Below are 24,491 nucleotides of genomic sequence, written 5' to 3'. Positions count from 1 at the left end.
TTTAGCCGACGATCTGCGCGACCGACGCGTTGTTGGCGTCCGACGCCGGCGCGTAGCGTGGCGCGAAGCCGAGCAGCAGCGCCGAGGTCAAGCTGGCAGCGGTGCCGACCGTCACCGACAGTTGCACGAACGAGAAGCCATTGGCGACGTCGAGCTGCGCCGGATCGAGATTGATCGCAGCGATCGAGTTGCTGGCCGTGATCGCCGTGATTGCCTCGCCGGTGACGTCCTTTGCCCCCGTGCCGGTGGCGTCCTGCGCCTGCTGGAGCTTCGCGTTGATGGTTGCCGACGCGCCGAGCGTGCCCGCTTGAATCACCGCGAGCAGCTTGTGAAACGCGCTGACCGGAACCCAGCCAGTCGTTTCCGCACCAGCGGCCTGGTTCGACGGCTGGATCGAGTCGAGCACCGCGAGGGCTTCGGTAGCCTTGATGTTCAGCATGATCTTTCCTTGAATGGTGAGCAGATACGGGACGCGGATCGAGTCCGCGCCCATCGGATCCGAAGGCCCGCTTAGGGGCGCGCGCCCAGCGTGACGAAGTACGAACGGCTGTTCGTGCTCTTGCCGGCCGGCGGCGTGATCGGCGCCTTGATGATCGGCTGACCGTCGATGCGGAACATGAAGCGGAACGCCGTGAGATCGGCGTCGAAGTACAGGTGCATCGACGTTGCCGTCTCGATTCCGCCCGCCTTCGTGATCGTGCGATAGCCCTTCAGCGAAACCAGCGACAGGTCGCTCTGCGAGCCGAGCGCCGCAGCGTGTTCGCTGAGAATCAGAGGACGACCGTTCAGCGTGCCGTCGTAGCCGCCATCGCGGATACCGGTGCCCGGCGGCAGGAAGATCGGGATCTGGCCGACGGTCATCGATTCGAGCGGCGGAAGGATGTCGGGGTTGCCGATCCACACGGCGTTCTTCAGCTCGCCGGTCTTCAGGCGGCTGCGCATCTTCGAGATGTTCATCTGCTCGATCGTGCCCGTCCCCTGGCCGGTCTCCTTGGCGACGACCACGAGTGCCTTTGCGTTCAGGCAGCCGAACGGCTGACCGGCACCCGTGCCGAACAGGATCGCCTCATTGGCCTTCCACATGATGCGATCCGGCGCGATCTGGCTGAGATAGCTGCCGAGCGCCACGCCGTCGGCGAGCAATTCGTCGGTCACCGGCACGAGCGCCATCAGCTTGTGCAGGCGCAGCGTGTCGAGGCCGAGCATAGGCTTCGTTGCATTCGCGGCAGCCGCTTCGTTCTGCCAGTACGCCTGGACACCCGAACCACCCCACGGGGTCGTTTCGTCCTTCGGGAACGCCATGCCATTGCCCGACACTTCCGTGTTGTCGGTCATGGGGATGAGGGAGCCCTCGCCGAGCGACATATTCCAGATGTCGGCCGAGAACTGCGGCGGGATGGCGAAGCCGCCATCAGCGCCGGAGCCTTCGTTGGCGTACGAGCCGGATGCCGGCGCGGCCGCGCCGATCGTCAGGCGCTGATCGGCGGCCGCGTTCTTATTGGCAGCACCGCGCACTGCTGCGGCGAACTCGCCGAAGGATGCGAAGCCGCGGCGCGGATCGCTTTCGATGTTCTCGCTGACCGTGATCGTCGCGCCGGCCGCCGCCGAGATCGTGACGCCGCGCTCGGCCTCGATCAGCAACTGCTCGCGGTCGATCGCGGCGCTCACGCCGGCGAGTCTGGAGCGCTCGGCTTCGAACTCGGCCACTTCGTCGTCGTTGAGGTCACGGTCTTCGGCCGCAGCCTTGTCCGTGATCGCGCGCATCGCGCCGACGTGCTTTGCCTTACGAGCCTGCAGCTCGCGCAGATTCTTGCTCATGTGGACTCCATAAATGAAAAAACCCGCAGAAGCGGGTGGATTTGCGGTTACACCGACGCGGCCATCGGGCCACGCGTCAACGCCTTCGGGCGCCAACGGCTCGGGCTGGTGTTAGCCCACGATCTGCAACTCGCGTTGTGCCGCTGCCAGACGACTGGCCGGCGCTTTCGCGGCGCGGATGTTCTTTTGCATGTTCGCGACCACCTGATCGATCGTCGCGATACCGTCGATCATCTTTTCGGAGAGCGCGTCGTCGGCGCCGAGCACACGGCCCTGCCCCATGCCGTTTCGCGCGGCATCGATCGGCACCTTGCGACCCTTCGCGACGCCCTTTGTGAAGGCGCTGTAGTAGTCGTCGACGCGCGACTGCATGAACGCGCGCGCGTCAGCGTCGAGCGGCTGATATGGGTTTCCCTCGACCTTGAACTTGCCCGCCGAGATCAGTGTCGTGTCGACGCCAGTCTCGGCGAGCGCCTTCGACCAGTCCTGGTGCGCCATCCACACGCCGATCGAGCCCACTTCGCCACCGGGCGTCACGTAGAACTCGCCGGCAGCGCAGCCGAGCCAGTACGCCGCCGACGCCGCGAGGCTGTTCGCCACCGCGACGACCGGCTTCTTCGAACCCGTGATCTGCGCGGCCAGCTCCTGCACGCCGTAAACGGAGCCACCGGGGCTGTCGATGTCGAGCAGGATCTGAGCAACGGTGTCGTCGGCTTGAGCGTCGGCCATCTGCGCGCCGATCATGTCGCAGCTCGTCCCGCTTTCGCACATGCCGATCTGGCTAGCTCGCTGCACGATCGGGCCATGCACCGGAATCACGGCAATCGCGCCCGACCGCCCCGAATTGCCGCGCGAGCGCGGCCCGGCACTGCGTTCATCGCCTGCAGCGGCACCGGCTTCGATCGCGCGGACCACGGTTTCCGACGTCACGCTGCGCGCGAGCACCGCAGCGTATGCGGACATGCGCTCTGGCATCAGCGCCCACGGCGTCGACAGGCACCAGGTGATAAATCGTTCGTGTTTCATACGTTTTCCGGCTCCTTTGGCTCCTGCTTCTGCTCCGGCGTCGGCTTTTCCGGCTCGATCGGCTGCGTTTTTCCGGCTTCGCTGACCGGGACCATGTTCAGCGGCATCAGCGGCTCGTCGAGGCCTTCGATCGGCTCGTAATTCTCGTTTTCGCGCGCCTCGTTTCGGGTCATCCAGCCGTCGAGAATGCCGTTGTGGTAGTACATCGACCGCGCGCCGGCGTCACCGCGCAGCAGGCCAGCAAAATCGAACTGCACCTCGAGATCCTGGTCGTCGGAGAGCAGCAGCCACGTCTTGATGGCCGATTCCCAGCGCGCGACCCAAGGAGTCATCGTGTAGATCACGAATTCGAGCGACTGCTGCTCGATGTTCGAAAAGGTTGCCTTGCTCAGATCGCCAACCAGATGCGGCGGCACGCGGAACATGCGCGCGATGTCACCGACTTGAAACTGCCGCGCCTCAAGAAACTGCGAATCCTTATTCGTGAGGCCCAACTGGTGCCACTTCATGCCCCCTTCGAAAACCGCAACCTTCCCGCGGTTCATGCCGACCTGGGCGTTCTGGTAAGACTCGCGGAAGTTCTCGCGCGCAGCCTTGTCCTTAAACGTCCCCGGAAACTCGATCCAGCCGCCGCCCGGCGTCGCGTCGTTCGCAAAGAAGCGCGCACCGTAGTCCTGCGCGGCAAGCCCGAGTCCGACCGACTCGCGCGCGAGCTCGATCGGGTTCAGACCGACGATGCCGTCGCTCGACAGACCGCGCAGATGCCAGATTTCCGACGCTGCGTAATGGGTCACATTGCCGTTGCGGTCGGTGTATTTGTAGCGGAAGTCGAATTCAGACTTGCCCGGCAGTGGCTCGAGCCGCATACCGTCCGGATGCTTCGGAATCAGCGCGCGCACGGAGCCATCCGGCGCGGTGACGATCTGGTTGAACGCGTTGCCGCGAAGCGCGAGATGGCCCTGCATCATTTCGCGCCACTCGTAAGGCGTCTGCCACTGGTTCGGCGCGCCGCAAAGCAGATCAAGCAGCCAGTGCCTCGTGACCGGCTTCTTTTTCCCGTTCCGGCCGCAGCGGTAGAGCTTGATCGGCAGTACGCCGAACGTCTCGGCCAGCACGCGTACGCACGCGAACACGACGGGCAGTTGCATCGCGCGGTCCGGCCCGATGCGCATGCCCGAATTCGTGCGTGCGCTCACCGGCTCGAACCAGAAATTTCCCCACGCGGAGCGGTCGTCGGCGCCAGCCCGGAATCGCGAAATGAACATCAGCTATCACCCTCGCGTCGCGCGCCGGGCAACATGACACCCACGGAACGCGCAACGACGAACACGAGCGCGAGCATCAGCACGCCGGACACGATCAGACCGATCGGCGCGCTCAGCATGCAGCCGCCGACCAGCACCATCAGCCAGCCGAGCAGGATGCAGATGTTGAAAACGAGTGGATTCATACGGTCACGAATTCGTAGTCGGAGCCGATCACAAAACCGGCTTGCGGGTTGAGGCTGATCAACGACACGGCGTTAAAAAGTGCCATCAGCGGGTCGATCTTGGCCGATCCGCTTGCCTGTTTCGTAATCAGGATTGCATTGCCGCGCGGCTCGACGCGCGCATTGCCGACGCACCAGGCCATCATGCGTTGGCCGCCGTGCAGCAGCGCGCCCTCGGCGATCCTGCGCTCGGTCGTCTTGATTGCACCCCCGAGCTTCCAGCCCTGCGAAATGCCGATCACCTTGTCCTCTGGAACACCAGCATCGACCAGCGCGTCGAGCACCGCGCCGATGCCGGCCGGGTCGACACCGACCTTGTCGAGCAGACCCGACGACTCGCACTGGCTGACGAGATCCGCGACATCGGCGACGTCCTCGCCGATGTGCTCGACCAGCGTCAGGTCGCCGTCGTCAGAAAAATCGTTAAAACGTGCCGCTTCGGACTTTCGCCGCTCGAGCACGGACGGATGCGCCCAGGCATGCGACCACGCTAGCCAGTTGCCGGTGCCGCGCTCTCGACCCACCACAGCAAACCCGAGCAGGTCATCGAGGCCGCCGCCGTCAATCCCAACGTCGACCACCTCGCAGCGCGCAAGCAGTTCGTCTAGCGTGCGCGTCCCGCGCGCGGCGCCTTCCCAGAAGTCCGCACCGGCCCAGCGATCCGAGCGCAGTGCCAGGCCGATCTCGACGTTCGCATGCTTCGCAAGGAAGCCGCGGAACGACTCTTCGCCCGTTTCCTTCGCCTTGCGAAACTCGCGCTCGAGATACGCCTGATCGACGGAAAATCCGAAGTTCGGGTTGACCATCGCGAGGTTTTCGACCTTCAGGTGCTCCTTGCTGGCGATCATTTCGGGCGGATGCTCGAAGATCACCGGCACGAAGCACGGGTCGACAATCTTGCCGTCGCGCACGTCGCGCGCGTATCGAAGCTTTTGCAGAAACACACCTGCAGGCGGGTCGTTCGACTGCGTCGTCAGGTATATGACGAAGCCTTCCGGGCGCGAAGCCAGACCACCGGTCGCCTCGCGCAGCATGTCCTCAGCATCCGGCTGTTTGCCGAAAAGCCACAGCTCGTCGATCAGCGTGCCGACGCTCTTCTTACCGGAAACCGTGTTCGAATCAGCCGCGACGACCTTCAGCATCGCGCCGCTCGTGCGGTGCGTGATCGTCTTGATGTGTGCCTGCACCTGGAAGAGGTCGTCGAGCTCGTCCTCGTGCTTCACCATGTCGCGACTCGGCGCGAAGCTGTTATTGGCGACCTCGATCGTTGGCGCGAGAATCGCGTATTCCGCCGACATGCGCCAATTCAGGATCATGGCCGTCATCATGATTCCTGCGGCCAGCGTCGATTTGCTGTTCTTCTTGGGGATGCAGACGAACCACTCTGTGATCAGGCGACGCCCGTTCTCAGCGTCGTATGCGCCGAAGATCGACGCGACCAGATCGAAGACCCATTGCGCCGATGACTCGCCGAACGTCGGGCTACCCGGCGCGTCCACAATCTTCAATTCCTTGAACACAGCAAGCGCCTGCTCTGCCTGCTCGGGGAAGATTGGCGGTGGAATGATCGACCGCCCCGTCTTGAGCCGTTCGGCCCAATCGGGACAAGCAGTCGACCATTCCATGCGTTATTTCCTGTTGACCAGCTTCAGCGGTGGCGCGAGCGCACCGAACTTGCTCGCAGCTTTCTGCGCCCGGTCGGCCTGCTCATCCTTTTTCCCGCCTTCGCCCTTCCTGGCGTAGAGGAAAGGCAGCGCTGCAGTCGCTGCGCGCACCTGAATCATCGTTGCCTCGACGCGACCGAGAGCGATGTCTTGCATCAGCGTCAACATGTCGCAATCGCCGATCGCCACCGCGACCGCCTTCGTGCGCTTCAATGCGCCGCCGTGCGCCTGCGGCTCCAACTCTTCTTTCTTCGCCGCACGGCGCGGTGCGACCTCTTTCGGCTTCGCCTCAGCCTTCGGCTTGCGCCCCGCACCGGGCCGCGCACCACCGCGACTGCTGGTGGTTTGATTTTTTGCCGGTTTGATTTCGGCGTTTTGCGGCTTGGGTTTGCGACCAGCACCCGGCCGCGCACCGCCGCGCCCATTGGTTTTGCCGGTCATTTGATTTCCCCTGTTTGATTTCCGAGAGGCGTTTAAAGGGCGATTTTTTGTCCGCGTGCGGGAACGGTCGGTTTCCCGCCATCCGAAACGCTAGAGATCTGCACCCCCATGGTGCATGTGGCGTGGAAACAACAAACGACTGCGATTTGTTGGTTTCACGCAACATTTCAGCGAAATCACGACCAAACCGCAACAAATCTGCCGTTGTGTACATCGATTGTTGCTGCGAATGCGCCAATCACGGCCGGCCGGTCAGTCGTTGGCGCGCCTCGGCCGTCGTCTTCACCGTGTGGCAGTCATCGCACAGCAGCTGCAGGTTGGCGTCATCGTTGCTGCCACCCTGCTCGAGCGGCGTGGTGTGATCGACCTGATCGCGCCACGGCAGCCATGCACGACCGCACGACTGGCAGCTGAACTGCTGGGCGACGGCGATGCGCTGCCGGGTCTTGACCCATCGACTGCCGCGAATCCGTGGCGTTGCGCCGGCCTTGTGCTCGAGCGTCGCCACACGCGGTGAGGCTGTCGTCTGCACGCGCGACTGCAACATCGTCAGCCTGCGACTCATCGAATGCGGATGATCGTTGCGCGACGCACTTTCGCTGCAAGCTTGTCCGGATCAGGAACACGACCAGACAGCACCGCGCACACGGCCAGCAGATGAACGTACGGTTTGAGCCACCGAGCGAACGAGACAGACACCTTGTTCTGCATTCAGCCACCTGATGTTTGAACGTCGACGCCAATCGAAAAGAAGTCAGCGGCATCGTCGAATGCCAGCGACATCAGCCATGCCGATCGTGCGAAGCACCGGAACAGCTCGCTGATTGCTTCGAATGTGTCGACATCGAACATCGCGACTCCAATGCAAAAAGCCCGCTTGCTTTCGCTTGCGGGCTTCGTGTTCGCACCATTGGTACGGTATATGAAAATGGACTATATGGCGGATTTTCCCGCCAGTCAAGCGGTTTGCAGCAACATTCCGGCGGCGTCGAGCCGCTCATACCACTTCGTCCATGCGTCTTTTTCCGCATCCTTCAGGAATTTTCGGATAGCCGAAGCGTGACGATCGGCAGTTCGCGGCGGCAAGCCGAGATCCTCGGCGATCGCCTTAATGTCATGCTTTTCGCCGAAATACTTGTCGACGACGGCATACCGATGCCTACGGAACGAAAACGCGCTGCCGAGCACGGGCATAACCAGTTCGGTGAGCTGGCTCACGGCATCGCGATAAATCGGATTCGGTTTCCAACCGCTGCAGCACGAATGCGTGCACTCGCAACGCTCTTTGCGCGGCGAGTTTCTCGCGACCAGAATCAGCATCTGCAGGTAGTCGAGCCCATCGAGCTCGGCGAACACCATTCCAGACTGCGCCGCGCCATCCAGACCGATCAGGCCGCGACCGCTTCCGTGTGCGCCGCGCTGAAGCAACTTTGCCATCGGCGACATTGCATATTGCTGCGATGTGTAATTGCATGCGAAGACGATCGCTTCGTGTGCGCTCTTGAAAATGCCTTCGTGGCGGATCGCTTCCATAGTCACCTTGTGTTTGTCGTTTTCGGTCACATGCGCACTTATACGCAACCCACCGCCGCGCGGTACTTCGCATAGGGCTTGCGGATGTGCTGGTCGAACTTCGCGCGCGCCGCTGCGTCGTGGTCGAGCTGCGCGCGACTGTCGATGCCGCAAACTGCGCGGATAAATGCCGCGGCGTGGTCGGCGCCGTGACAAGGGTTTTCCTGAATCAGCGCCACCCAGTCCCAGAACGCCCGTTCGTTGGACCATCGGCCAGCAAGCTTGGCGAGCTCGCCGCCTTTCGGTCGTTGCGTTGTCGTGTTCACACGATCACCGTGAAGCTGATGCCGTGGTATAGCAGCCAGTCGGTGAATGCGCTGCGTAGCACCACGCCGCGCGGAAACGAGTACTCGACCGATTCGGGCTTGATCTCGCCGTCCTCGACCTGCTCGTCGCGCAGGAAGCCGACCAGCGGGCAGCCGTCGAAGGCGATCAGCATGCTGCCGGTCGCCTCGTCATGGTGCAGTGCGCGGGTGGCGAAGACGGGCGGCGGCACGTCCTGCGTGCGGATGATCGCGACTGCGCTCATGGGTTGGCTCCTTGGCGGCCGTGCGTGGCCGGGTTAAACACGGATGACCCGCTGTTATTTGCGAAGTCAGGATTGATGCGGCTTTGCGCGGCGTCGTTCGCCATTTCTTCGCCGCTCACTTGGTGTTTCTGACTGCTTTTCATACCCATCGTGTCGGTGAGTCGCGCCTGCGCACCAACGACGGCGCCGAGGTCGGATTCCAGATAGACCATCGTCGTGCGTGCATCCTTGTGGCGCATCACCCGCTTGATCGTTTGGATGGGCACGCCCTGTTCACTGAGCAGCGTCGCGAACGTGCCGCGCAGGCGGTGCGGCGTCACACCGCGGATTTCGCAGGCGTCGTTGGCCAGTCGCATGGCACGGCGCGTGAAGCCTTCCGCGAATGCATCACCGGTCGGTCGACGCACGATCAGGCCGGTCGACTGACGCATCGGTGCGAGGTAGTCGAGCAGCCAGACGGGCAGCGGTACCGGATCGGCTTCGCGACCCTTGGTCTGGCCGGGCGTGTAGGTGCCGCGTTCCCAGTCCAGCCATTCCCAGCGCGCGGTGATCGTTTCCGACTCGCGCAGGCCTGCACCGAGCATCAGGCGCACGGCGATCGCGATGCCGGGACGGCGCACCGCTGCGGCATCGATCGCGTCCAGCCATTGCGCGGCCATCGAAACCGCGAGCGTCGCGCGCGGTCGCTTCTGCAGCTTGATCAACTTCACTGACCATGGCAGCAGCGGGATCACCTTGCGCCGTACAGCCCAGTTGCAGGCGACCTTGATCGATCTGAGCCAGTGATTCGCGCTCGATCGGCTGTGCGTTTTGAGGTGCTCGATGCGCGCATCCTCAATCAGTTCGGTCGACAACTCGTCGATCATCATGTCGGCGAGGCCGTACAGATGAAGTCGGGCAATCCGCTCCATTGCCTTGATGTGCGCGCTGCTGACAACCGGTTCGTGTGCGGCGAGCCACTGCGCGAACAGTTCGCGGAGCGTCGGGACCGGCGACTCGCCACGCGCCCACAGCTTCGCTTTCGTGAAGGCGCGGTTCGCAACGGTGTCGGCCTTGTGCTTGACGGTCTCGCGCGTGCTCCGCTGCACGCGTGCACCGTTGATCTGGAAGCGGTAATGCCAAACCTTTCCGATCCGAAATAACTGATAGCTCAAGTCAACGCCTCCCGCTCCCTCTTCTGCATTTCGCGTTCGATATACCAACGCGCCTTTTTCAAATCTTCGATGGCGTCGTTTTTCAGGTCGGCGCGCCAGATGTACTTGACCGCGTTTCCGAGGTTGAAGCCCATGTGCTCAGTGATCTGGATGCACTCCACGCCGCTCGGGTGTTGCGTGTAATGCTTCGGGTGATTGACTGGATCGCTCATGCGGCCACCTGTGCGTACTTGCCCCGTCCGTACAAAGCATCCATCAGTTCATCGCGGGGAAACTCGAATTTCGATCGCGTCGTGCGCTTATACTTCGCCCGCCACGCCCTATATTTCTTCGCCCCGAGTCGCTGGCGGAATTTGCGGCTGCGCTCAGCTGACGTCATCCGAGCGGGTCGCGGAACAGTCTTGCCACCGCCTTTCTTGTAGAACGCCTCCAGCTCACCACCGCTCGTTGACGCAGTCCACCGAACAACCCGGTACTCACCGCGCTCCACAGCCACGTTGATCACAATTCGAACTTGCTTGTGTCCCCTGCCGATCAGAGCAGCGATCTGCCCCGCGGACCGTGCCTTCTTGTCCGTCATCAGTGCGTCGGCGAGACGAAACACCTGAGATGACGGCAGGCACTTCTGACCAAGTTTCAAGACCTTGGTGGCGTGCTGCATAGCAGTGTCATAGGTCCGGCCGGGCAACAGATCCATTTGCGTCTTTAGCAGGCGCGGAGACCGCCATATCTTCGTCAGAATGGCCTTCTCTTCGGGTGACCAGCGCTTGCCCATTTACTTCACCTCCTTGATCGTAATGCCATGCCGGTCCAGCATCTGTTTGCGCTCCTGGATGTTCACGCTGCCTCCTGGTGATCTGGCCGATCGCGCGGGACTTCGTTGAAATATGCGTACAGCGCTTCGTAGCGCTCTTCGCTTTCGCGACCGACCGTGCGCAGAAGCTCTTCCATCCATTCGCCCGGGCCCGCTGCCTTGCAGACGCGCGCCTTGAACTGCTCGAAGAACTGGAATTTCGCGCGGTCGATGCCGAGCTGCTGGCCACGAGCCAGATAGCCGCTTTCGGTCTTCCACCAGTCGGCGGCAACACCGGCGGCCGTGCCGGCCGTCGCGGCGTCAGCCTTCACCGGAAACAGACCGGTCCAGCCGCGCAGCACTGCTTCGTCGACCGTGACCTCAGGGCTTTGGCCGGCAGCAGCGAGCATTTCCAACTTCTTGATCGACACGCGGGCAGCCGGTCGCGTCCACGGAGCGTCTTTGCTTTTGGCTTCGCGGTGTTCGCACCATGCGTCCCAAACGGCAAACGGGATGCTTGCAGGCAGTTCGATGTTCAGAAGTTCCGCATGCAACGCAACTCGCGGCGCACGCCGCGCAGGTTGACGGTTCAATGACGGTTCTTCTGATGGTTCTTTACGGTTAGTCGGCACCTGGTGCGGGGGTGTGGCGCATTTGCTGCGGGGGTCAGACGCATCTGCTGCGGGGGTGGGTGCATCTCCTGCGCCGGTGCATTTGCTGCGGGGGTGCATTTCCTTCGGGGGTGCATATGATGCGGGGGTGATGGTGTAGCTTGTGTGGCGTCCGTTGTTCCGGTTCGCCAGAACGATGCCCGCCGACTCCAGCCACTTGATGGCGTTCTGCACCGCGCGCTCGGATGCGCAAATCCGCTTCCCGATCGTTGCGATGGACGGCCAGCACACGCCCTGGTCGTTCGCGTTATCGGCGAGCGAGATCAGCACGGCCTTCTGTGCCAGAGACATTCCTTGGAGCGGCCAGCAGGCCGACATGATCATCGTGCTCACGCAGTCACCTCAGCCGGCAGGCCCATCGTTTCGTTCTGCACGCCGGTCGCCGTGCACTTCTGCGAGCCGCGCACCTGCAGCGCTTCGTCGTCGAGCAGCTCGCGCACACGGCCGCAGACGCTCGACAGCCGCAAGTTCGTACGATCGGCGATCTCCTGCCGTGTCAGCGTCACGTGCGGCGTGCAGAAGAGGTTCAGAATCATCTGCTTCTGCGTGCAGCGTTTCGTGCCGGTGACCGAGTCGTAGCCGGCCAGTTGCGTGTGTGTGGAGCGCATCAGGACACCTTTCTGAGAACCGACACGGTTTCTTCGCCGGTCCGGTGCATTGCGGACTCGACAGCGCCAATCAGGGAACGCTTCACCCTGACGTCATTGACGAGGCTGTTGTGCAGGCGCGGCAGTTCGCCCGGGTCAATGCCATCGAGTAGGTCGGCGGCATCAGATTCGGTGCGATGATTGGCGCGCATGATGGTTTGCACGAGGTCGCGCGGGTTGATGTCGCCATTCGCTGAGAACGATCGGCCGCGGGCAGCGCAGTCGATTTGCGCGAGAACTTCGTTCAGCAGCTCAACGCGTCGCTCCATCGGCAGGGCCGCGAGAATCGAATTCTCGAAGTTCGCCGGCATCAGGTTGTTTTCTTTCGACTCGTCGTCGAGCCAGCGCCAGATGCGGTCCGCATGGTTCTTCTGCATGGTGTAGACGTCCCCGTTCTTCTCGAAGACGATCGCGCCCGACAGGTGTCCGCCGATACGCTCATGGGCGGCGACGATCTCTGCTGCCGCCGTCTCGCGGCTCCAGCCCTGCGCCTTCCGCCAGGCTGCGACGTGATCGCGGATGATTCCGATTCGGGACTTGTGCGAACTGTCTCGCATGATCTGTCACTCGTTAGTGGCTACAGTGTCAACGTGCGATAAGGACTACTAAGACGACGCACGCGACACAGGGAGAGAAAAATGAAAACGCTACGGGAACCCTTTGCTGCCGGCCTGACCGATGGTCGATCGGCAGTTACTTCGCTACTGCTGCTTGCTTCGCTGTCGCCGCTTTCAGCTTCTCAAGCTGATCGACAGCCAGTCGCCATGCCTTCTCAACCTGAGACTCGACGCAACCGCGATCAATCATCGCGAGAATCAGAGCGCGGACTTCCTTCTGTTCGCCTGCTGTGAGCGCCATGTCAGCCCTTCTTTCCAGGTGTACCTACGGGGGGTTGAGTGTCATCGGAAGCATCAAGGCTGGCGGACTGAGGCAGTTCCGGCCAAATAGAACTCCAGTCGTCCGGTCGGAGCATCTGACGCGTCACTACGCCGTTGGTCGCCTGCTCGATCGGAGTACAGTGCTCGATGGGAACCTTGCGGCTGGCGCTCATCCATTGGTGCACAGCCCCCTTCGTCACGCCGAGAATGTCGGCCAGTGCCTTATAGCCACCGACAGTAGCCGCGGCAATCGCGATGGGATGTTTGTTCATGTGGAGGTCGGCAATGAGTGAGCTTCCGACCAAGTATAGATTTGCTAGACCTGAAAGTAAAGAAAAACGAGACCCGGATCGTTTAGATTTCCTATACCCTCCGCGCATGGAAATGAGAAACTGGATCAGGTCCGCCCGGAAGAAAGCCGACCTAACACAAGAGCAGCTCGGCGAAAAGCTCGGTGTGACCAAGGGAAACGTGTCTGCTTGGGAAAACGGCAGGCACGAGCCGAGCTATGCTCAGATCCAAGAGATTTCCGTCGTCACGAAGTGCCCGATGCCGGATTCTCAGCCAAGCATCGGCAGCACGAGCGCCCTGGACAGCAAAGACGTCGCCGAGCGAGTGCAAGAGATGCTCACGGAAACTGGCATGGACGCCGGCGCCTTTGCGGCAAAGGCCGCGATCCCGCTTGAGAGGGTGGAGGCGTGGCTCAAAGGAACTGCAATCAGCGTCGAGGACGCGGTCGCTGTCCAAACTGCTTTCGGCTACAACAGCGCCTGGGTGCTGGCCCGCGTGGGTCAAAAGAAGGTCGCTATCCAGTATAACGACGAGTTCCGTCCCAAAGGCCTCGGGAAACGGAAACGACTAGCGGTGGTAGGAATGGCGCAACTTGGCGACAACGGATTCTGGGCCGACATTGAATACCCAGTTGGCCACGGGGATGGATATATCGACTGGCCGACGTCCGACCCGGACGCGTATGCAATAGAGTGCTCAGGCGATTCCATGAGGCCGCGGATCAAGCACGGCGAGTTTGTGATCATTGAGCCGAATCACCCGATCCAGCCTGGCGAAGAGGTTATGGTCAAGTCGAAAGACGGCCGGGTGATGGTCAAAGAACTAGCCTACAAATCAGCGGGCCGTTATACCTTGCTCTCAATTAACGAGGCGCACGGCAAGGTCACCCTGCACGAAGACGAAATCGACAAGTTGCATTACGTGGCAGGGATTGCCAAAAAATCGATGTGGCGCCCAGATTGATCCAACGATCCGGGCATCGGGCCGCTAGCGCGGCTCAGTACCTCCCCGCGATGCCCGTCGCGGAAACTTCAAAACCTCACCCACAACATCTTCATCGCCGCGGCTATTCAGCTCGCGCAATTCGTCACGAATCTCCCTAAGCAGGTCGATACCCTCGTTCACGCGCCAATACCACAGCGTGACCGAGCGCAGCCAACTGGCTATTGCTGATAGAACCAGTACCGCCGTCGCAAGAACCACAGGCGACAAAATCCACGAATCTTTCATCTTTACCCCCGTCCGCTCTGTTTTTGTAAAAGGGCACTTATCGCGCGCATGAGGATGGTCGCAAAAAAAACATAGTCCCGAGTATCGTTTTTCTTGACTTTAACTGTATAGCTTTTCTATACTTCATCTCACGCGCTCACCGACCTACCGGGAGACCTTGAGATGAGCACCCTGCACGCACCGGCGCCCCGCTTCACTGAAGCAACGCGGCCCGCCAATGAGATCGATTACTTCGCCGCTGGCGGCATGACCGACGCCGAGCTCGAACAGTATGCACGCCGCACGACGAAGCGCCCGCTGCTCGGCTTCGCGATCATCGCTGCCTCGCCGTTCGTTGTTGAGCTGATTTGCCGTCTGCTGGGTGCGTGGTAATGCGCGATCTCAAATTCTGCCTGCGCATGTGCGCTGCTTTCGGCGCGATCGTTCTGATATTGGGTGTCGCTCAGAAATGGGATGACGCCCAGACCGAGAGCGTACGCGTGTCGATGCGCAACACCTGATCCCGTAAAGGCTCACCCAAATGTACACAGCCATTGATCTCTGTTTAGTACTCCTTCTCGGATTGTTGGTCGGAGCGAGCCTCGGCGTGATCTTTGGCAGCATCGACCGAAGCACGAAGCAGATCGAGCGAAGCAAGCAGTTCCGCGTGCCGGCCGCTCATCGCGAGTTCGAACACGAATGCGATGCGCACTATCCGCGCATCGGTGATTAACCGGTCCGGCGGCTCCCAAGGTCGCGGCTTTGTGGGTGCTGTACTGGCCCACTCTTTTTGGATACCTGACATGAGCACGTTCAACGGCACCATCAGGATGGCACTCGCCACCAAAGCCGATGAGGAAGTCGGCTATGAGTTGGTGAATCTGCTCGAATCGATTGACCGTGGCGACTACGTGGCGGCTGACGTCGACGGAGAAGCCGAAGACGACTGGTTCGATGAAGACGACATCAATCATCACAAGGCGCTCCACGCTCGCCTGAAGAAGATCGCGGACCAGTCCGGCGCACTATGGCGAATCCTTGGCGGCTGGTCGTGCATCACGAATCCGAAAAACGCCCTGCTCGACCTTTCAAAAGACACGGTCGATTTTCATCCGCGCATCGCCGCGGCGGCCGAACTGCTCCAATTTGCGCAGTTGGTGCTCCGTGGCATCGAATCCGGCCATGTGAAGGCTACGCCGTTCTTAGACTTCAGCGACGCCAACGCGGAAAGCATCCCGATGCGCTCCATCGGCGACGCCGCGCGCGCGGTGATCGCCAAGGCAACCGGAGAGCAAGCGTGAAAGAACGCCCGATCCTTTTCAGCGGCCCGATGGTGCGCGCTTTGCTCGACGGCAGCAAGACGCAGACGCGCCGTGTGGTTAAGAACCAGCCAGCTGCCGACGTTGCCCCGATTCGCCTCTCTCGATACCACCCGACAGTAATTGACCGTCGCGGCGAAGAACAGCCCGGCGCTGAAATATTCGGCGCGTACAGCGACGACGGCGAATGGGGAAGCAAATGCCCATACGGCGAGCCAGGTGATCGTCTGTGGGTGCGCGAGTCGTTTCGCTTCACGAGCGATTTCGACGCAGACAGCCCGGCGCGCGTTGGCGAGCGCTGTCTCGACGCCGGATACAAGACGGCATGGGCCCCGATCCAGTTCGACGCTGACGGCGCGCAGCGCGATTGGGGATGGGTCGGCACACCTCCGGGGCGCGAGGTAACCGCCGGTCGCATTCGTGCGTCTATGCACATGCCTCGCTGGGCATCGCGCATCACGCTCGAGGTAACCGGCGTGCGCGTCGAGCGCTTGCAAGACATCCGCGAGACCGACGCGATTGCTGAAGGTATCGGCAAGACGCCAAGCGGATTCTGGAAAACCTACGGCCGCAGCGGCGTAGACGGCACCTATTCGCCGCGAAGCTCGTTTCACTGTCTGTGGGACTCAATCAACGGGCCTGAATCGTGGGACGCCAACCCTTGGGTCTGGGTCGTCGAGTTCAAGCGAGTCTCCTGATTGGAAACCTACGGATTAATCGCTCTCGCCATATTAGGCGCTGCGCTGGCGGGCGTAGGTCTGGCGATTCTTCAAGAGCGATCGAAGCGCAAATAGTCCCGCCCAAAGGTCGACTTATGAAACGACATTGCTCGGATTGCATCCACAGCACGAGAGGCGAATACCCAAAGTGCCGGCATCCGAAAAATCTCCGGGCCGACCTTTTTGGCGAATACCCAGTCTTCAGCCTTGCCGAATCCCACCGTGCGTTTGGCGGCGAAGACGAAACGCGAATGCCATCGATCTGCGGAAAGTCTGGACGATGGTTTGATAACGGCGAAATTTGAGGCAAACATGAACAACAAACCACTTGTGATCTACCACGGAAACTGCGCAGACGGCTTCAGCGGCGCATGGTGCTTCTGGAAGAAATACGGCAATGACGCGGAGTACGTCGCTGGCGTCTATCAGAAAGATCCGCCCGACGTCGCCGGCCGCGTCGTCTATCTGGTCGACTTCAGTTACAAGCGCGAAGTCGTCAAGGCGATGGTGCAAAGCGCGCTGCGCGTGACACTGGTCGACCACCACAAGACGGCGATCGAGGACTTGGCCGACCTGCCGGGGTTGTTCACCTATACCGATCTGAATCGCAGCGGCGCGACGCTTGCGTGGGATTTCCTGTTCGACGGTCAAGATCGCCCCCTGCTGCTCGGACACGTCGAGGACCGCGACCTCTGGCGATTCAAGCTTGCCGGCACCAGGGAGATTCAGGCGTTCGTCTTCTCCCACGAATACACATTCGAACTATGGGATCGCCTCATGGGCGCAGATCAGGCTGAACTCGTGAAGATGACGGCCGCGGGCGCCGCGATCGAGCGGAAGCATCACAAGGATATTGCCGAGCTGGTGAAGGTTTGTAAGCGCCGCGTGGTGATCGCCGGTTACGACGTGCCAGTTGCGAGCCTACCCTACACCATGTCGAGCGACGCCGGCCACCTCATGGCCCAGGGTGAAGCCTTCGCCGCTTGCTACTGGGACACGGCCGAGGGCCGAACCTTCAGCCTGCGATCCACTGACGATGGTATCGACGTGTCTGAGATCGCCAAACACTACGGCGGCGGTGGTCATGCTAAGGCGTCCGGTTTCAAGGTGCCGCGCGATCACGCATTAGCCACCGCCTAAAGGACCCCTGAAATGACCACCCTCAACCAACCTGCGGGCGATGAAATGCTCGAACAGATGACGCCAAACCAACGTCGAGCACTCGACAAAGGGCTCGCAGCGCTCGAAACGATGGCTGGCCTATGGGCCGCCGAAATTCGCCTGACCGAGATGGCGCAGCGCATTTCCGAGGTGCCCGACGCCGCCGAGCGAGCCACGCGCATCGCAGCGATGATCGAACTCGGTTTCACCGAAGGCGCGTACCGCTGCTTCCTCGACCACAAAGACCAGATAGACGAGCTCGCCGCCGCCCCTATCCCTCGCTCTGCCGCGACTGTGAGCGACGAGCGGGCGGCGTTGTTGGCCGATCACATCGAACTGAACATGAGCAACTACGGGCCGGATGACGTGGACAAGCTCAACGCATGGGCAATAGAAGCCTACCACTTCATAACCCGCGCCGCATCTACTGTCAGGCCCCTTCCGCGCGCCAGCGATGCAGCGCCAATGACTAACGGCGATTTTCACTGCCCGCAGTGTGGTGAAGTCATGAAAGGCCCAACTGCATGCGGTACATGTCTTTGGGAGGCCGACACATGCGGCTATGCCCATCCGCGCGCCAGCGACGAGGGGGTGTCGGAAGCGGCGCGCGACGTGCTGGCCGAGCGCAAGCGTCAGGTGACGGTGGAAGGGTTCACCCAAGATGGGGCGCAGATCAGGGACGCCGACGACTCCGACCATCTTTCCGTGCTGCTATGCGAGATCCGCGCGGCTTGCGGAGATAACGGAGAGCGCGAGAGGGATGAGCTTGTGGGATTCATTGGCGAGGTTCGCAGGGATGCGGAGCGGTATCGAGCGTTCTTCGACTCCGGCCTACCGATCTGCTTTCGCGGTGTCGAATATTTTGACAAGGCGAGTCTCGACGCTGCTATCGCGGCATCCGCAGAGAAGGGAGATAAGGCATGACGGTCTACGTCGACGACATGCGCGCCAACTTCGGCCGCATGGTGATGTGTCACATGGTCGCGGACACTGACGAGGAATTGCACGCGATGGCCGCTCGCATCGGCGTCGCCCGCAAATGGCATCAGAAGCCGGGGACGTCGCACAGCCACTACGACATTTGCCTGTCCAAGCGCGCGCATGCCGTGAACTTTGGCGCAATTGAGATCGATCGCCGCGGCCTCGCGGACCTAATCCAAAGAAAGCGCGCTCTTGCTCAGAATCAGGAGAAGCTGTGATGGCTAACACGACATGGCCGATTTCAACGCTGCCAGGGCCACGTTTCGAGATTGCTGCCCCAACCACAAAAAGGCACCGCGGCGTCTACACACCGCTGGTGCGCGCGAATGAATTCTGCTGTTTGCGCATCAAGCTGCTGTCGATTGATTTCACCTCGATGAAAGGCCAGCCATGCGGCTTGGCGCCGCTTCTTGATCTCAGTAAGAGCTTTAGGTGCCGCCTGAAACTCGTCGCGCTGCTGTTGTGTTTGCATTTTCCTTCCACCCAGTTTTGCATGAGAGGAATAAATAATAGCCCCAGACGGGAGAGAAAAGTCGAAGTTCCAGAGACAGCGATCAGCATGAGTGATAGTTCACGCGCAATCAGTGAGGTGTGAAATGAAGGTGATCGAATTGCCCAAATTGATGACGCTGGAAGCGTGGGCCGAGCGCATGTTTGGTGACGCCAAGCCCCACCGAAACACGCTGCTCAACTGGCGACGCAATGGCCGCATCGTCCCGCAACCTATCAAGTGCGGCGGCCGCTATTTCGTCGAGCCGAACGCCGTCTACTACGATGACGCCGGCGAGATGTCGCGGAGGCTCGGCAATGGCGGCTAGGCGACGCGAAGCAAAGCGGCGCAACTGGCCGAACCATCTGAATCAGAACGGCGCCGGGTACTTTTACTGGCGCGACCCCGACACAAAGCAGGACTATGGCCTTGGCCACGATCAGGCGCGCGCGTTTGCCGAGGCGCGCGCCGCAAACCTCGCGGTTGAGAAGCGTCGCGGGAACATGTCGCTCGCGCAGAAGATATTGGAGCCTGCAGGCAGAACGCTGGACGTGTGGGCCACTGAATACGAGCAGATCTACATCGACACACGCAAGGGAACGCCGGCGACGATCAAAACAGTGAAATCGGGCATTCGCGCAGTGCGCACCGCGCCGTTCGTCGGCAAGCATCTCCGGGAGATCGAAACAGCCGAGGTCTCCGATTTCATCCAGGCCGCCATCACAACCCGTGGCGCCCAAATGGCCAAGCTGATTCGAAAGACGCTCGCGGACATGATGCGCGAGGCAGAGACGCGCGGCCTCATTGAAACCGGGAAGAACCCTGTCACCGTTACTCGTGCTCCAGACTCCGAGGTCGAGCGCTCCCGCCTGACGTTGGACCAGTTCCGGGAAATCTACGCCGTCGCGCTAAAGGACGTCCCGTGGGCGGCCCGCAGCATCGAACTTGCGCTTCTGACCGCGCAGCGCCGCGAGGATGTTGCCCCAATGCTGTTTTCGGACGTGAAAGACGGGTTCCTGTTTGTGACCCAGAGGAAGACCGGGGTCAAGCTGCGCATCCCCGTCGGAGTCCGCATCGATGTGCTCGGGCTATCGCTCGATGATGTGATCAAGCGCTGCCGCGACGCCGTCATATCGAAGTCGATGCTCCATCACGTGAGGCGACATGGACACCGGAAGCCCGGCGACGCGCTGGAGGTCAACTCGCTGACTCGGGCTTTCGCGCGGGCTCGAGACGCGGCCGAAGTTACGTGGGAGGAAGGCAAGATGCCGGCCACCTTCCACGAGCTGCGCAGTCTCGCCGCGCGACTCTATACCGAGCAATACGGTCCCGATTTCGCGCAGGCGATCCTCGGACACAAGAGCGCCAGCATGACCGCGATGTACCGAGACGTGCGGGGCGCCGAATGGGTCGAGGTGAAGCTAGCCGGCTAAAAATTCCAGACGAATTACAGACGAATTCCAGACGCTCTAGCTGGGGCGGGCGTTTCCGGCCAACTCGATTACGTGAGAGGTAATCAAGCGGATGCAGCCTTCGCTGTCACGCAGCGCTTTTCACTGTTTTTCTCGCCAAATAGGTCATTCGGCCGAGTCGTCAAAAAACCTTCGCACCGCTAACCTCAAGTGACTCATCGAAGCCCGCCGACGACATCGCGAGGCGGGCAATGCAATGAACAGGAGGGCCGCTTGGACCGCTTTATCGAGACGCTTTTCTCGCTTGCACGACCGTATCCCCGGAGATACAATCATCCGCAGATCGAAACACCGCGCGTGTACACGATCAACCGCACCGAAGAGTTCGACCGTTGGCTTCACGGCCTCACCGACCTCAAGGCGAAGGCGCAAATTCTCGTGCGGATCCGCCGCGCGGAACGCGGGCTTTTCGGCGACGCGAAGTTGCTGGAAAACGGCGTGTTCGAGATGCGCATCGATTGCGGGCCGGGTTACCGGGTCTACTACGCGCGCGAGGAACGCATGATGTATCTGCTGCTCTGCGGGGGTAACAAGTCCACGCAGCAGGCGGATATCAGGCATGCCGGAGCAATGTGGACAACCATCAGAAAGGAACGGTCATGAGCAAGATCAAAACGGCACGCTTCGATGCATCGAAGTACCTCGACAACGACGAAATGGTCGCGGCCTATCTGAACGCCGCCCTCGACGAAGGCGACTCCGATCTGCTGCTCGCCGCCATCGCGGATATCGCCAAGGCACGCGGCATCACGAAGATCGCCGCGGCAGCGGGCCTGGGCCGCGAAAGCCTCTACAAGACACTCGCGCCCGGCTCCAAGCCACGCATGGACACGGTCCTCAAACTGGCGAGTGCGATCGGCGTCAAATTCACCGCCGTGCCGTTGCGCCTGGCTCCCGCCTGAGCCGGGCACGCGTCTCGTTGACTGAAATTGGCGGAGCATTACCTCTCAGGTAATCGATTGCTTGCACGCTTTGACTATGATCGGTGGCATGAACACACTCTCTATTGCACAAGCGGCTCCATCATCCGCGCCGATCGGCACTCGGGCGGTCGGCGAACTTCTCCGCGAATGGCGTCAGCGGCGGCGCATGAGTCAGTTGCTGCTCGCCACGGAGGCTGACATTTCGACCCGCCATCTGAGTTTTGTCGAATCGGGGCGCGCGCTACCGAGCCGGGAAATGGTCATGCATCTCGCCGAGCGCCTCGACGTGCCGTTGCGCGCGCGCAATGCTCTGCTCGTCGCGGCCGGTTACGCGCCGCTGTTTCGCGAACGTGCCCTCTCCGACCCGCAGCTCGCCGCCGCGCGCGAAGCCGTCGAACTGGTGCTCAAAGGACATGAGCCCTACCCGGCCCTCGCGATCGACCGGCACTGGACCATCGTCGCGACCAACAATGCGATTGCGCCGTTGTTGAGCGGCGCGAGTCCCGAACTGTTGAAGCCACCGGTCAACGCACTGCGCCTGAGTCTGCATCCGCAAGGCATTGCGGCGTCGATCGTCAACTGGCATGCGTGGCGCGAGCATGTGCTGGGCCGCCTGCAACGGCAGATCGACGTCAGCGGCGACGACACGCTGAGCGCACTGCGCGACGAACTGGCCGGCTACCCCGCGCCGCCGGACGCAGACGCCTCGACGCTGGACGATGCAGTCCTCAACCAGATCGCCGTGCCATTGCGGCTGCGTACGCCGCTTGGCGTGCTGTCGTTTTTCAGCACCACCACGGTGTTCGGCACGCCCGTGGACGTTACGCTGTCGGAACTCGCCATCGAGGCGTTCTTTCCGGCGGATCAGCAAACCGCGTCGGCGCTGCGCGAATTTGCCGAACACCAGCGCGGCTAGCCGCTCGCGTACCTCCACTCCACTCGCCACGAATAAGTGAGATGTCCGTCAACGCCGACACCCTGTTGATCCGCCAACTCGGACCCGCCGACCGGGACGCCTATTTCCAGCTTCGTCTGCGCGGGCTGAAGGCGCACCCCGCTTCGTTCGGACAAAGCCACGACGAAGCGCTGGCGAAAGGCGCCGGGCAGCATGACGCGACACTGCAGGGCTCGGAGACGGAAGGTACGTTTCTGCTTGGCGCGTATGCGTCGGCCGACGCTCCGCTGATCGGCGTCGTCGGTCTGCTGCGTAATAAAGCCCACAAGGAGCGGCACAAGGCGAACGTGGTCGGCATGTATGTCGCACAGGAAGCGGCTGGTCGTGGGGTCGGGCGCGCGCTGCTCGGCGAGTTGCTGACGCGCGCGGCGCGCGTCGACGGTTTGCGACAGGTGCAGCTAACCGTGGGTAGCCGCAACGACGTGGCGCGCAGGCTGTATGAATCGCTCGGCTTTCGCAAATATGGGTGCGAAGTCGGCGCCTTGAACGTCGACGGGGTGTTCCATGACGAGGATCTGATGGCGCGATTCCTCGCGTAGCGCCCCCGGGAATCATTGACGACGCCTCCTTGCGGCCATTCCCGGCCCCTCGTCAACGTTGTAATGTCGTCCTATCGCACCGACATCGTGTCAGACAGCCTGCACGGCACTGGCTTCTCGCAGCCTCCGTGCGCAACGTGATCGGTACGCGTCTGCGACCGCTGTTCGGTCTCGGGGTCGAACGCGTGCGACAGACCGGCTGCCCTTCCTCATCGAGCCGTTACAAATCCGGCCCTCGTTTGCGTAGTTTGTAACGGGGGACGCTTCATACGGTTACAGGCTCCATCCGCCCCTCACGCGCCGCCCAGCACGAGTATTTATTACCGTATATTCCATCGCTATCTGTTCCTTTCTAATCCAAAACAAGTTTACCGATCGCCGCGCGGTGCGGACGCACGCCTCTGACAATCGCGCAGACTTCCCATCCAGCAAGGGTTTTCATGGATTAGAAGCCAGTGTCAAAAGGCTATAAATTCACTTGGCATCATTCATTACAATGGCGTGAAAAACTTACCGAAAAATGATGTAGTTTTTTGAGATATTTTTTTGAGAAGGGTTGATTTCTGGTTTTAGCCTTCATACAATTCGTCCGAGCTGTTACGAAATGTAACGTCTTGTATCAAATGTTCGCTGTCTGTAGCAGGTAGCAACATATAGCCGGAGGCCACGTTGCCGGCGAGGCAGAAAAGACATAACGGCGCAAAGCCGACATAGTAATTCGGGGCTTCGGAAACAGACAAAATGGACCGTAGCAGCGAGACGCTGGATTCAATCCGCGAGATCAACTTGTCTTACATCATGCTCGCGCAACGCATGTTGCGCGAGGACAAACCGGTCGGAATGTTCCGGCTGGGACTGTCATCGGAACTGGCTGACTTGCTTGCCGGGCTGTCGCTCGCGCAAATCGTCAAGCTGGCCGCTTCCGACCAGCTTTTGTGCTTCTTCCGCTTCAACGACCACGCGATGCTGTCGGCGTTGACCCAAACGACGAAGCACACCGCAATTGCACCGACCCACACGGCGATCCTGCTTGCAGGCCAGCCCGCCGAGCAATTTGCCTGATCGAGGTGACTGCAATGCTCAAGCGAAGCCTGACCGAAGATGCACAGGAAGTATTTCGCGCGATCGCACTGATCGAGCTCGGCGCCCGCATGCAGGTGCTCGAGAGCGAGTTGACGCTGTCGCGCGACCGTATGATCCGCCTGTATCGCGAGGTCAAGGGCGTATCGCCGCCCAAGGGCATGCTGCCGTTCTCGGCGGACTGGTACATGACGTGGCTCGCGAACATTCACGCGTCGCTGTTCTACAACACGTACCTGTTCCTCAAGAACGAAGCGCGCTGCTCGCATCTGGATGCGCTGACCAAGGGCTATCGGCTGTATCTCGAACACTGTCAGCACAGCGAAACCGAGCCGGTGCTCGATCTGACGCGCGCGTGGACGCTGGTGCGTTTCTTCGACGCCGACATCCTGCAGTTGACCAGATGCTGCCGCTGTACCGGCAAGTTCGTCGCGCACAAGCACGACCTGCAGCACAACGTCGTGTGCGGCGCCTGCCAGCCGCCGTCGCGTGCCGGCAAGACGAAGAAGGCAGCAGCCGCGCGCCGGGAAGCGCTCGATGCGGCGCAGGTTGCGCAGGCCGCTTGACCGATCGATTCGCCGTCGCGAGACGCGCTCGACCCGATTCAAACCGAAGCTCACATGATTCCGCGCAGTGATTGAACTGCGCGGATTTTTTTTCGCCTTCGCGC

Annotated in this window: 41 protein-coding genes; 16 read left to right on the top strand and 25 right to left on the bottom strand. The window is 61.3% G+C overall.

The features are described 5' to 3' along the window. Nucleotide 1: 1 nt before the first annotated feature. From HWY30_RS07050 to HWY30_RS06950, 21 genes are all read right to left on the bottom strand, one after another. A complete protein-coding gene (locus tag HWY30_RS07050) occupies nucleotides 2–439 on the bottom strand; it encodes a hypothetical protein (protein WP_090810197.1) in 438 nt (145 codons plus the stop codon). 71 nt (nucleotides 440–510) lie between these two features. Beyond that, nucleotides 511–1,818, bottom strand: a complete 1,308-nt coding sequence (locus HWY30_RS07045; protein ID WP_090807000.1) for a phage major capsid protein — start codon at nucleotides 1,816–1,818, stop codon at nucleotides 511–513. 111 nt (nucleotides 1,819–1,929) lie between these two features. Then, nucleotides 1,930–2,844: a S49 family peptidase gene (locus tag HWY30_RS07040; protein ID WP_090807002.1), complete on the bottom strand. Its 915-nt coding sequence runs from the start codon at nucleotides 2,842–2,844 to the stop codon at nucleotides 1,930–1,932. Next, the gene (locus HWY30_RS07035; RefSeq protein ID WP_090807004.1) at nucleotides 2,841–4,109 is read right to left on the bottom strand and encodes a phage portal protein; all 1,269 of its coding nucleotides are present in this window, start codon (nucleotides 4,107–4,109) and stop codon (nucleotides 2,841–2,843) included. The genes HWY30_RS07040 and HWY30_RS07035 overlap by 4 nt, the downstream gene beginning before the upstream one ends. Then, entirely contained in the window at nucleotides 4,109–4,294 is a 186-nt protein-coding gene (locus HWY30_RS07030) for a hypothetical protein (RefSeq protein ID WP_090807006.1), read from the bottom strand. Before HWY30_RS07030 ends, HWY30_RS07035 begins: the two co-directional genes overlap by 1 nt. Further along, a complete protein-coding gene (locus tag HWY30_RS07025; RefSeq protein ID WP_090807008.1) occupies nucleotides 4,291–5,958 on the bottom strand; it encodes a terminase large subunit in 1,668 nt (555 codons plus the stop codon). Before HWY30_RS07025 ends, HWY30_RS07030 begins: the two co-directional genes overlap by 4 nt. Before the next feature lie 3 nt (nucleotides 5,959–5,961). Then, the gene (locus HWY30_RS07020) at nucleotides 5,962–6,438 is read right to left on the bottom strand and encodes a hypothetical protein (RefSeq protein ID WP_090807010.1); all 477 of its coding nucleotides are present in this window, start codon (nucleotides 6,436–6,438) and stop codon (nucleotides 5,962–5,964) included. Between the two features lie 238 nt (nucleotides 6,439–6,676). Further along, a complete protein-coding gene (locus tag HWY30_RS07015; protein WP_167368707.1) occupies nucleotides 6,677–7,003 on the bottom strand; it encodes an HNH endonuclease in 327 nt (108 codons plus the stop codon). Further along, entirely contained in the window at nucleotides 7,000–7,149 is a 150-nt protein-coding gene (locus HWY30_RS07010) for a hypothetical protein (RefSeq protein WP_167368708.1), read from the bottom strand. Before HWY30_RS07010 ends, HWY30_RS07015 begins: the two co-directional genes overlap by 4 nt. Continuing rightward, complete coding sequence (locus HWY30_RS07005) at nucleotides 7,150–7,290, bottom strand: hypothetical protein (RefSeq protein WP_167368709.1); 141 nt, start codon at nucleotides 7,288–7,290, stop codon at nucleotides 7,150–7,152. It lies immediately after the preceding gene. Nucleotides 7,291–7,395: 105 nt separating this feature from the next. Continuing rightward, nucleotides 7,396–7,875 carry a hypothetical protein gene (locus HWY30_RS07000; RefSeq protein ID WP_143037208.1) on the bottom strand — a complete coding sequence of 160 codons (480 nt, stop codon included), beginning with the start codon at nucleotides 7,873–7,875 and terminating at the stop codon, nucleotides 7,396–7,398. A gap of 134 nt (nucleotides 7,876–8,009) precedes the next feature. After that, a complete protein-coding gene (locus HWY30_RS06995) occupies nucleotides 8,010–8,276 on the bottom strand; it encodes a hypothetical protein (RefSeq protein WP_090807014.1) in 267 nt (88 codons plus the stop codon). Further along, nucleotides 8,273–8,539 carry a hypothetical protein gene (locus HWY30_RS06990; protein WP_090807015.1) on the bottom strand — a complete coding sequence of 89 codons (267 nt, stop codon included), beginning with the start codon at nucleotides 8,537–8,539 and terminating at the stop codon, nucleotides 8,273–8,275. The genes HWY30_RS06995 and HWY30_RS06990 overlap by 4 nt, the downstream gene beginning before the upstream one ends. Further along, nucleotides 8,536–9,693 (bottom strand): tyrosine-type recombinase/integrase, encoded by a 1,158-nt coding sequence (locus HWY30_RS06985; RefSeq protein ID WP_090807016.1) that lies wholly within the window; start codon nucleotides 9,691–9,693, stop codon nucleotides 8,536–8,538. Before HWY30_RS06985 ends, HWY30_RS06990 begins: the two co-directional genes overlap by 4 nt. Next, on the bottom strand, nucleotides 9,690–9,905 hold the full coding sequence (locus HWY30_RS06980) for a DUF3310 domain-containing protein (protein WP_090807017.1): 216 nt from the start codon (nucleotides 9,903–9,905) through the stop codon (nucleotides 9,690–9,692). The genes HWY30_RS06985 and HWY30_RS06980 overlap by 4 nt, the downstream gene beginning before the upstream one ends. Continuing rightward, nucleotides 9,902–10,468 carry a hypothetical protein gene (locus HWY30_RS06975; RefSeq protein WP_090807018.1) on the bottom strand — a complete coding sequence of 189 codons (567 nt, stop codon included), beginning with the start codon at nucleotides 10,466–10,468 and terminating at the stop codon, nucleotides 9,902–9,904. The genes HWY30_RS06980 and HWY30_RS06975 overlap by 4 nt, the downstream gene beginning before the upstream one ends. Before the next feature lie 62 nt (nucleotides 10,469–10,530). Continuing rightward, a complete protein-coding gene (locus HWY30_RS06970) occupies nucleotides 10,531–11,481 on the bottom strand; it encodes a helix-turn-helix domain-containing protein (protein ID WP_341809927.1) in 951 nt (316 codons plus the stop codon). Between the two features lie 5 nt (nucleotides 11,482–11,486). Beyond that, a complete protein-coding gene (locus HWY30_RS06965) occupies nucleotides 11,487–11,765 on the bottom strand; it encodes a hypothetical protein (protein ID WP_090807021.1) in 279 nt (92 codons plus the stop codon). Next, complete coding sequence (locus tag HWY30_RS06960; protein ID WP_090807023.1) at nucleotides 11,765–12,361, bottom strand: toxin YdaT family protein; 597 nt, start codon at nucleotides 12,359–12,361, stop codon at nucleotides 11,765–11,767. The genes HWY30_RS06965 and HWY30_RS06960 overlap by 1 nt, the downstream gene beginning before the upstream one ends. A gap of 136 nt (nucleotides 12,362–12,497) precedes the next feature. Then, the gene (locus HWY30_RS06955) at nucleotides 12,498–12,662 is read right to left on the bottom strand and encodes a hypothetical protein (protein ID WP_167368710.1); all 165 of its coding nucleotides are present in this window, start codon (nucleotides 12,660–12,662) and stop codon (nucleotides 12,498–12,500) included. Nucleotide 12,663: 1 nt separating this feature from the next. Further along, a complete protein-coding gene (locus tag HWY30_RS06950) occupies nucleotides 12,664–12,954 on the bottom strand; it encodes a transcriptional regulator (protein WP_090810201.1) in 291 nt (96 codons plus the stop codon). Nucleotides 12,955–12,967: 13 nt separating this feature from the next. Between HWY30_RS06950 and HWY30_RS06945 the strand changes: the two genes are divergently transcribed. Next, a complete protein-coding gene (locus HWY30_RS06945) occupies nucleotides 12,968–13,936 on the top strand; it encodes an XRE family transcriptional regulator (RefSeq protein ID WP_167368711.1) in 969 nt (322 codons plus the stop codon). A 24-nt stretch (nucleotides 13,937–13,960) separates the two neighbouring features. Here the strand turns inward: HWY30_RS06945 and HWY30_RS06940 are convergent, their stop codons facing one another. After that, on the bottom strand, nucleotides 13,961–14,203 hold the full coding sequence (locus tag HWY30_RS06940) for a hypothetical protein (protein WP_143037209.1): 243 nt from the start codon (nucleotides 14,201–14,203) through the stop codon (nucleotides 13,961–13,963). Nucleotides 14,204–14,365: 162 nt separating this feature from the next. On the opposite strand from HWY30_RS06940, the gene HWY30_RS06935 reads away from it, so the two are divergent. After that, on the top strand, nucleotides 14,366–14,575 hold the full coding sequence (locus HWY30_RS06935) for a hypothetical protein (protein ID WP_090807027.1): 210 nt from the start codon (nucleotides 14,366–14,368) through the stop codon (nucleotides 14,573–14,575). Further along, nucleotides 14,575–14,703 carry a hypothetical protein gene (locus HWY30_RS42435; protein ID WP_279613273.1) on the top strand — a complete coding sequence of 43 codons (129 nt, stop codon included), beginning with the start codon at nucleotides 14,575–14,577 and terminating at the stop codon, nucleotides 14,701–14,703. The genes HWY30_RS06935 and HWY30_RS42435 overlap by 1 nt, the downstream gene beginning before the upstream one ends. Nucleotides 14,704–14,747: 44 nt before the next feature. Here HWY30_RS42435 and HWY30_RS06930 read toward each other — a convergent pair whose 3' ends face one another. After that, nucleotides 14,748–14,987: a hypothetical protein gene (locus tag HWY30_RS06930; RefSeq protein WP_143037210.1), complete on the bottom strand. Its 240-nt coding sequence runs from the start codon at nucleotides 14,985–14,987 to the stop codon at nucleotides 14,748–14,750. Here HWY30_RS06930 and HWY30_RS06925 point away from each other — a divergent pair. Then, the gene (locus tag HWY30_RS06925; protein WP_090807029.1) at nucleotides 14,986–15,483 is read left to right on the top strand and encodes a hypothetical protein; all 498 of its coding nucleotides are present in this window, start codon (nucleotides 14,986–14,988) and stop codon (nucleotides 15,481–15,483) included. The genes HWY30_RS06930 and HWY30_RS06925 overlap by 2 nt on opposite strands. 32 nt (nucleotides 15,484–15,515) lie before the next feature. After that, complete coding sequence (locus HWY30_RS06920; protein WP_244144821.1) at nucleotides 15,516–16,199, top strand: hypothetical protein; 684 nt, start codon at nucleotides 15,516–15,518, stop codon at nucleotides 16,197–16,199. Between the two features lie 71 nt (nucleotides 16,200–16,270). On the opposite strand, the gene HWY30_RS06915 is transcribed toward HWY30_RS06920, so the two are convergent. Then, entirely contained in the window at nucleotides 16,271–16,534 is a 264-nt protein-coding gene (locus tag HWY30_RS06915; RefSeq protein WP_143037211.1) for a hypothetical protein, read from the bottom strand. On the opposite strand from HWY30_RS06915, the gene HWY30_RS42430 reads away from it, so the two are divergent. Genes HWY30_RS42430 through HWY30_RS06900 form a run of 3 tightly spaced genes read left to right on the top strand, consistent with a single transcriptional unit; the run spans nucleotide 16,533 to nucleotide 18,580 of the window. Continuing rightward, nucleotides 16,533–17,360 (top strand): DHHA1 domain-containing protein, encoded by an 828-nt coding sequence (locus tag HWY30_RS42430; RefSeq protein WP_090810203.1) that lies wholly within the window; start codon nucleotides 16,533–16,535, stop codon nucleotides 17,358–17,360. The two genes, HWY30_RS06915 and HWY30_RS42430, sit on opposite strands and share 2 nt — an antisense overlap. Nucleotides 17,361–17,372: 12 nt before the next feature. Further along, nucleotides 17,373–18,305 carry a hypothetical protein gene (locus tag HWY30_RS06905; protein WP_090807034.1) on the top strand — a complete coding sequence of 311 codons (933 nt, stop codon included), beginning with the start codon at nucleotides 17,373–17,375 and terminating at the stop codon, nucleotides 18,303–18,305. Next, nucleotides 18,302–18,580 (top strand): DUF4031 domain-containing protein, encoded by a 279-nt coding sequence (locus HWY30_RS06900; protein ID WP_090807036.1) that lies wholly within the window; start codon nucleotides 18,302–18,304, stop codon nucleotides 18,578–18,580. Before HWY30_RS06905 ends, HWY30_RS06900 begins: the two co-directional genes overlap by 4 nt. A 23-nt stretch (nucleotides 18,581–18,603) precedes the next feature. Here the strand turns inward: HWY30_RS06900 and HWY30_RS06895 are convergent, their stop codons facing one another. After that, on the bottom strand, nucleotides 18,604–18,834 hold the full coding sequence (locus HWY30_RS06895) for a hypothetical protein (protein ID WP_143037212.1): 231 nt from the start codon (nucleotides 18,832–18,834) through the stop codon (nucleotides 18,604–18,606). A gap of 124 nt (nucleotides 18,835–18,958) precedes the next feature. On the opposite strand from HWY30_RS06895, the gene HWY30_RS06890 reads away from it, so the two are divergent. The 8 genes from HWY30_RS06890 (at nucleotide 18,959) to flhC (ending at nucleotide 24,387) form a co-directional block, all read left to right on the top strand. Then, nucleotides 18,959–19,180, top strand: coding sequence for an excisionase (locus tag HWY30_RS06890; RefSeq protein WP_244144818.1), 222 nt, complete (start codon nucleotides 18,959–18,961; stop codon nucleotides 19,178–19,180). Then, a complete protein-coding gene (locus HWY30_RS06885) occupies nucleotides 19,137–20,285 on the top strand; it encodes a tyrosine-type recombinase/integrase (protein WP_167368713.1) in 1,149 nt (382 codons plus the stop codon). The genes HWY30_RS06890 and HWY30_RS06885 overlap by 44 nt, the downstream gene beginning before the upstream one ends. A 252-nt stretch (nucleotides 20,286–20,537) precedes the next feature. Further along, a complete protein-coding gene (locus HWY30_RS06880; RefSeq protein ID WP_090807040.1) occupies nucleotides 20,538–20,927 on the top strand; it encodes a type II toxin-antitoxin system RelE/ParE family toxin in 390 nt (129 codons plus the stop codon). After that, complete coding sequence (locus HWY30_RS06875; RefSeq protein ID WP_090807042.1) at nucleotides 20,924–21,226, top strand: addiction module antidote protein; 303 nt, start codon at nucleotides 20,924–20,926, stop codon at nucleotides 21,224–21,226. The genes HWY30_RS06880 and HWY30_RS06875 overlap by 4 nt, the downstream gene beginning before the upstream one ends. A gap of 88 nt (nucleotides 21,227–21,314) precedes the next feature. Beyond that, nucleotides 21,315–22,163: a helix-turn-helix domain-containing protein gene (locus tag HWY30_RS06870; protein WP_090810207.1), complete on the top strand. Its 849-nt coding sequence runs from the start codon at nucleotides 21,315–21,317 to the stop codon at nucleotides 22,161–22,163. A gap of 41 nt (nucleotides 22,164–22,204) precedes the next feature. Further along, nucleotides 22,205–22,741, top strand: a complete 537-nt coding sequence (locus HWY30_RS06865; RefSeq protein WP_090807044.1) for a GNAT family N-acetyltransferase — start codon at nucleotides 22,205–22,207, stop codon at nucleotides 22,739–22,741. Nucleotides 22,742–23,482: 741 nt separating this feature from the next. Next, the gene (gene flhD, locus HWY30_RS06860; RefSeq protein WP_090807045.1) at nucleotides 23,483–23,803 is read left to right on the top strand and encodes a flagellar transcriptional regulator FlhD; all 321 of its coding nucleotides are present in this window, start codon (nucleotides 23,483–23,485) and stop codon (nucleotides 23,801–23,803) included. Between the two features lie 14 nt (nucleotides 23,804–23,817). Beyond that, a complete protein-coding gene (flhC, locus tag HWY30_RS06855) occupies nucleotides 23,818–24,387 on the top strand; it encodes a flagellar transcriptional regulator FlhC (protein ID WP_018423439.1) in 570 nt (189 codons plus the stop codon). Nucleotides 24,388–24,491 lie beyond the last annotated feature (104 nt).

The sequence above is a fragment of the Paraburkholderia tuberum STM678 genome, assembly GCF_902833905.1.
In the GTDB taxonomy this organism is placed as follows: Bacteria; Pseudomonadota; Gammaproteobacteria; order Burkholderiales; family Burkholderiaceae; genus Paraburkholderia; species Paraburkholderia tuberum.
Note: the sequence above shows the minus strand (reverse complement) of the source record. Positions and strands in the feature narration are given on the sequence as shown.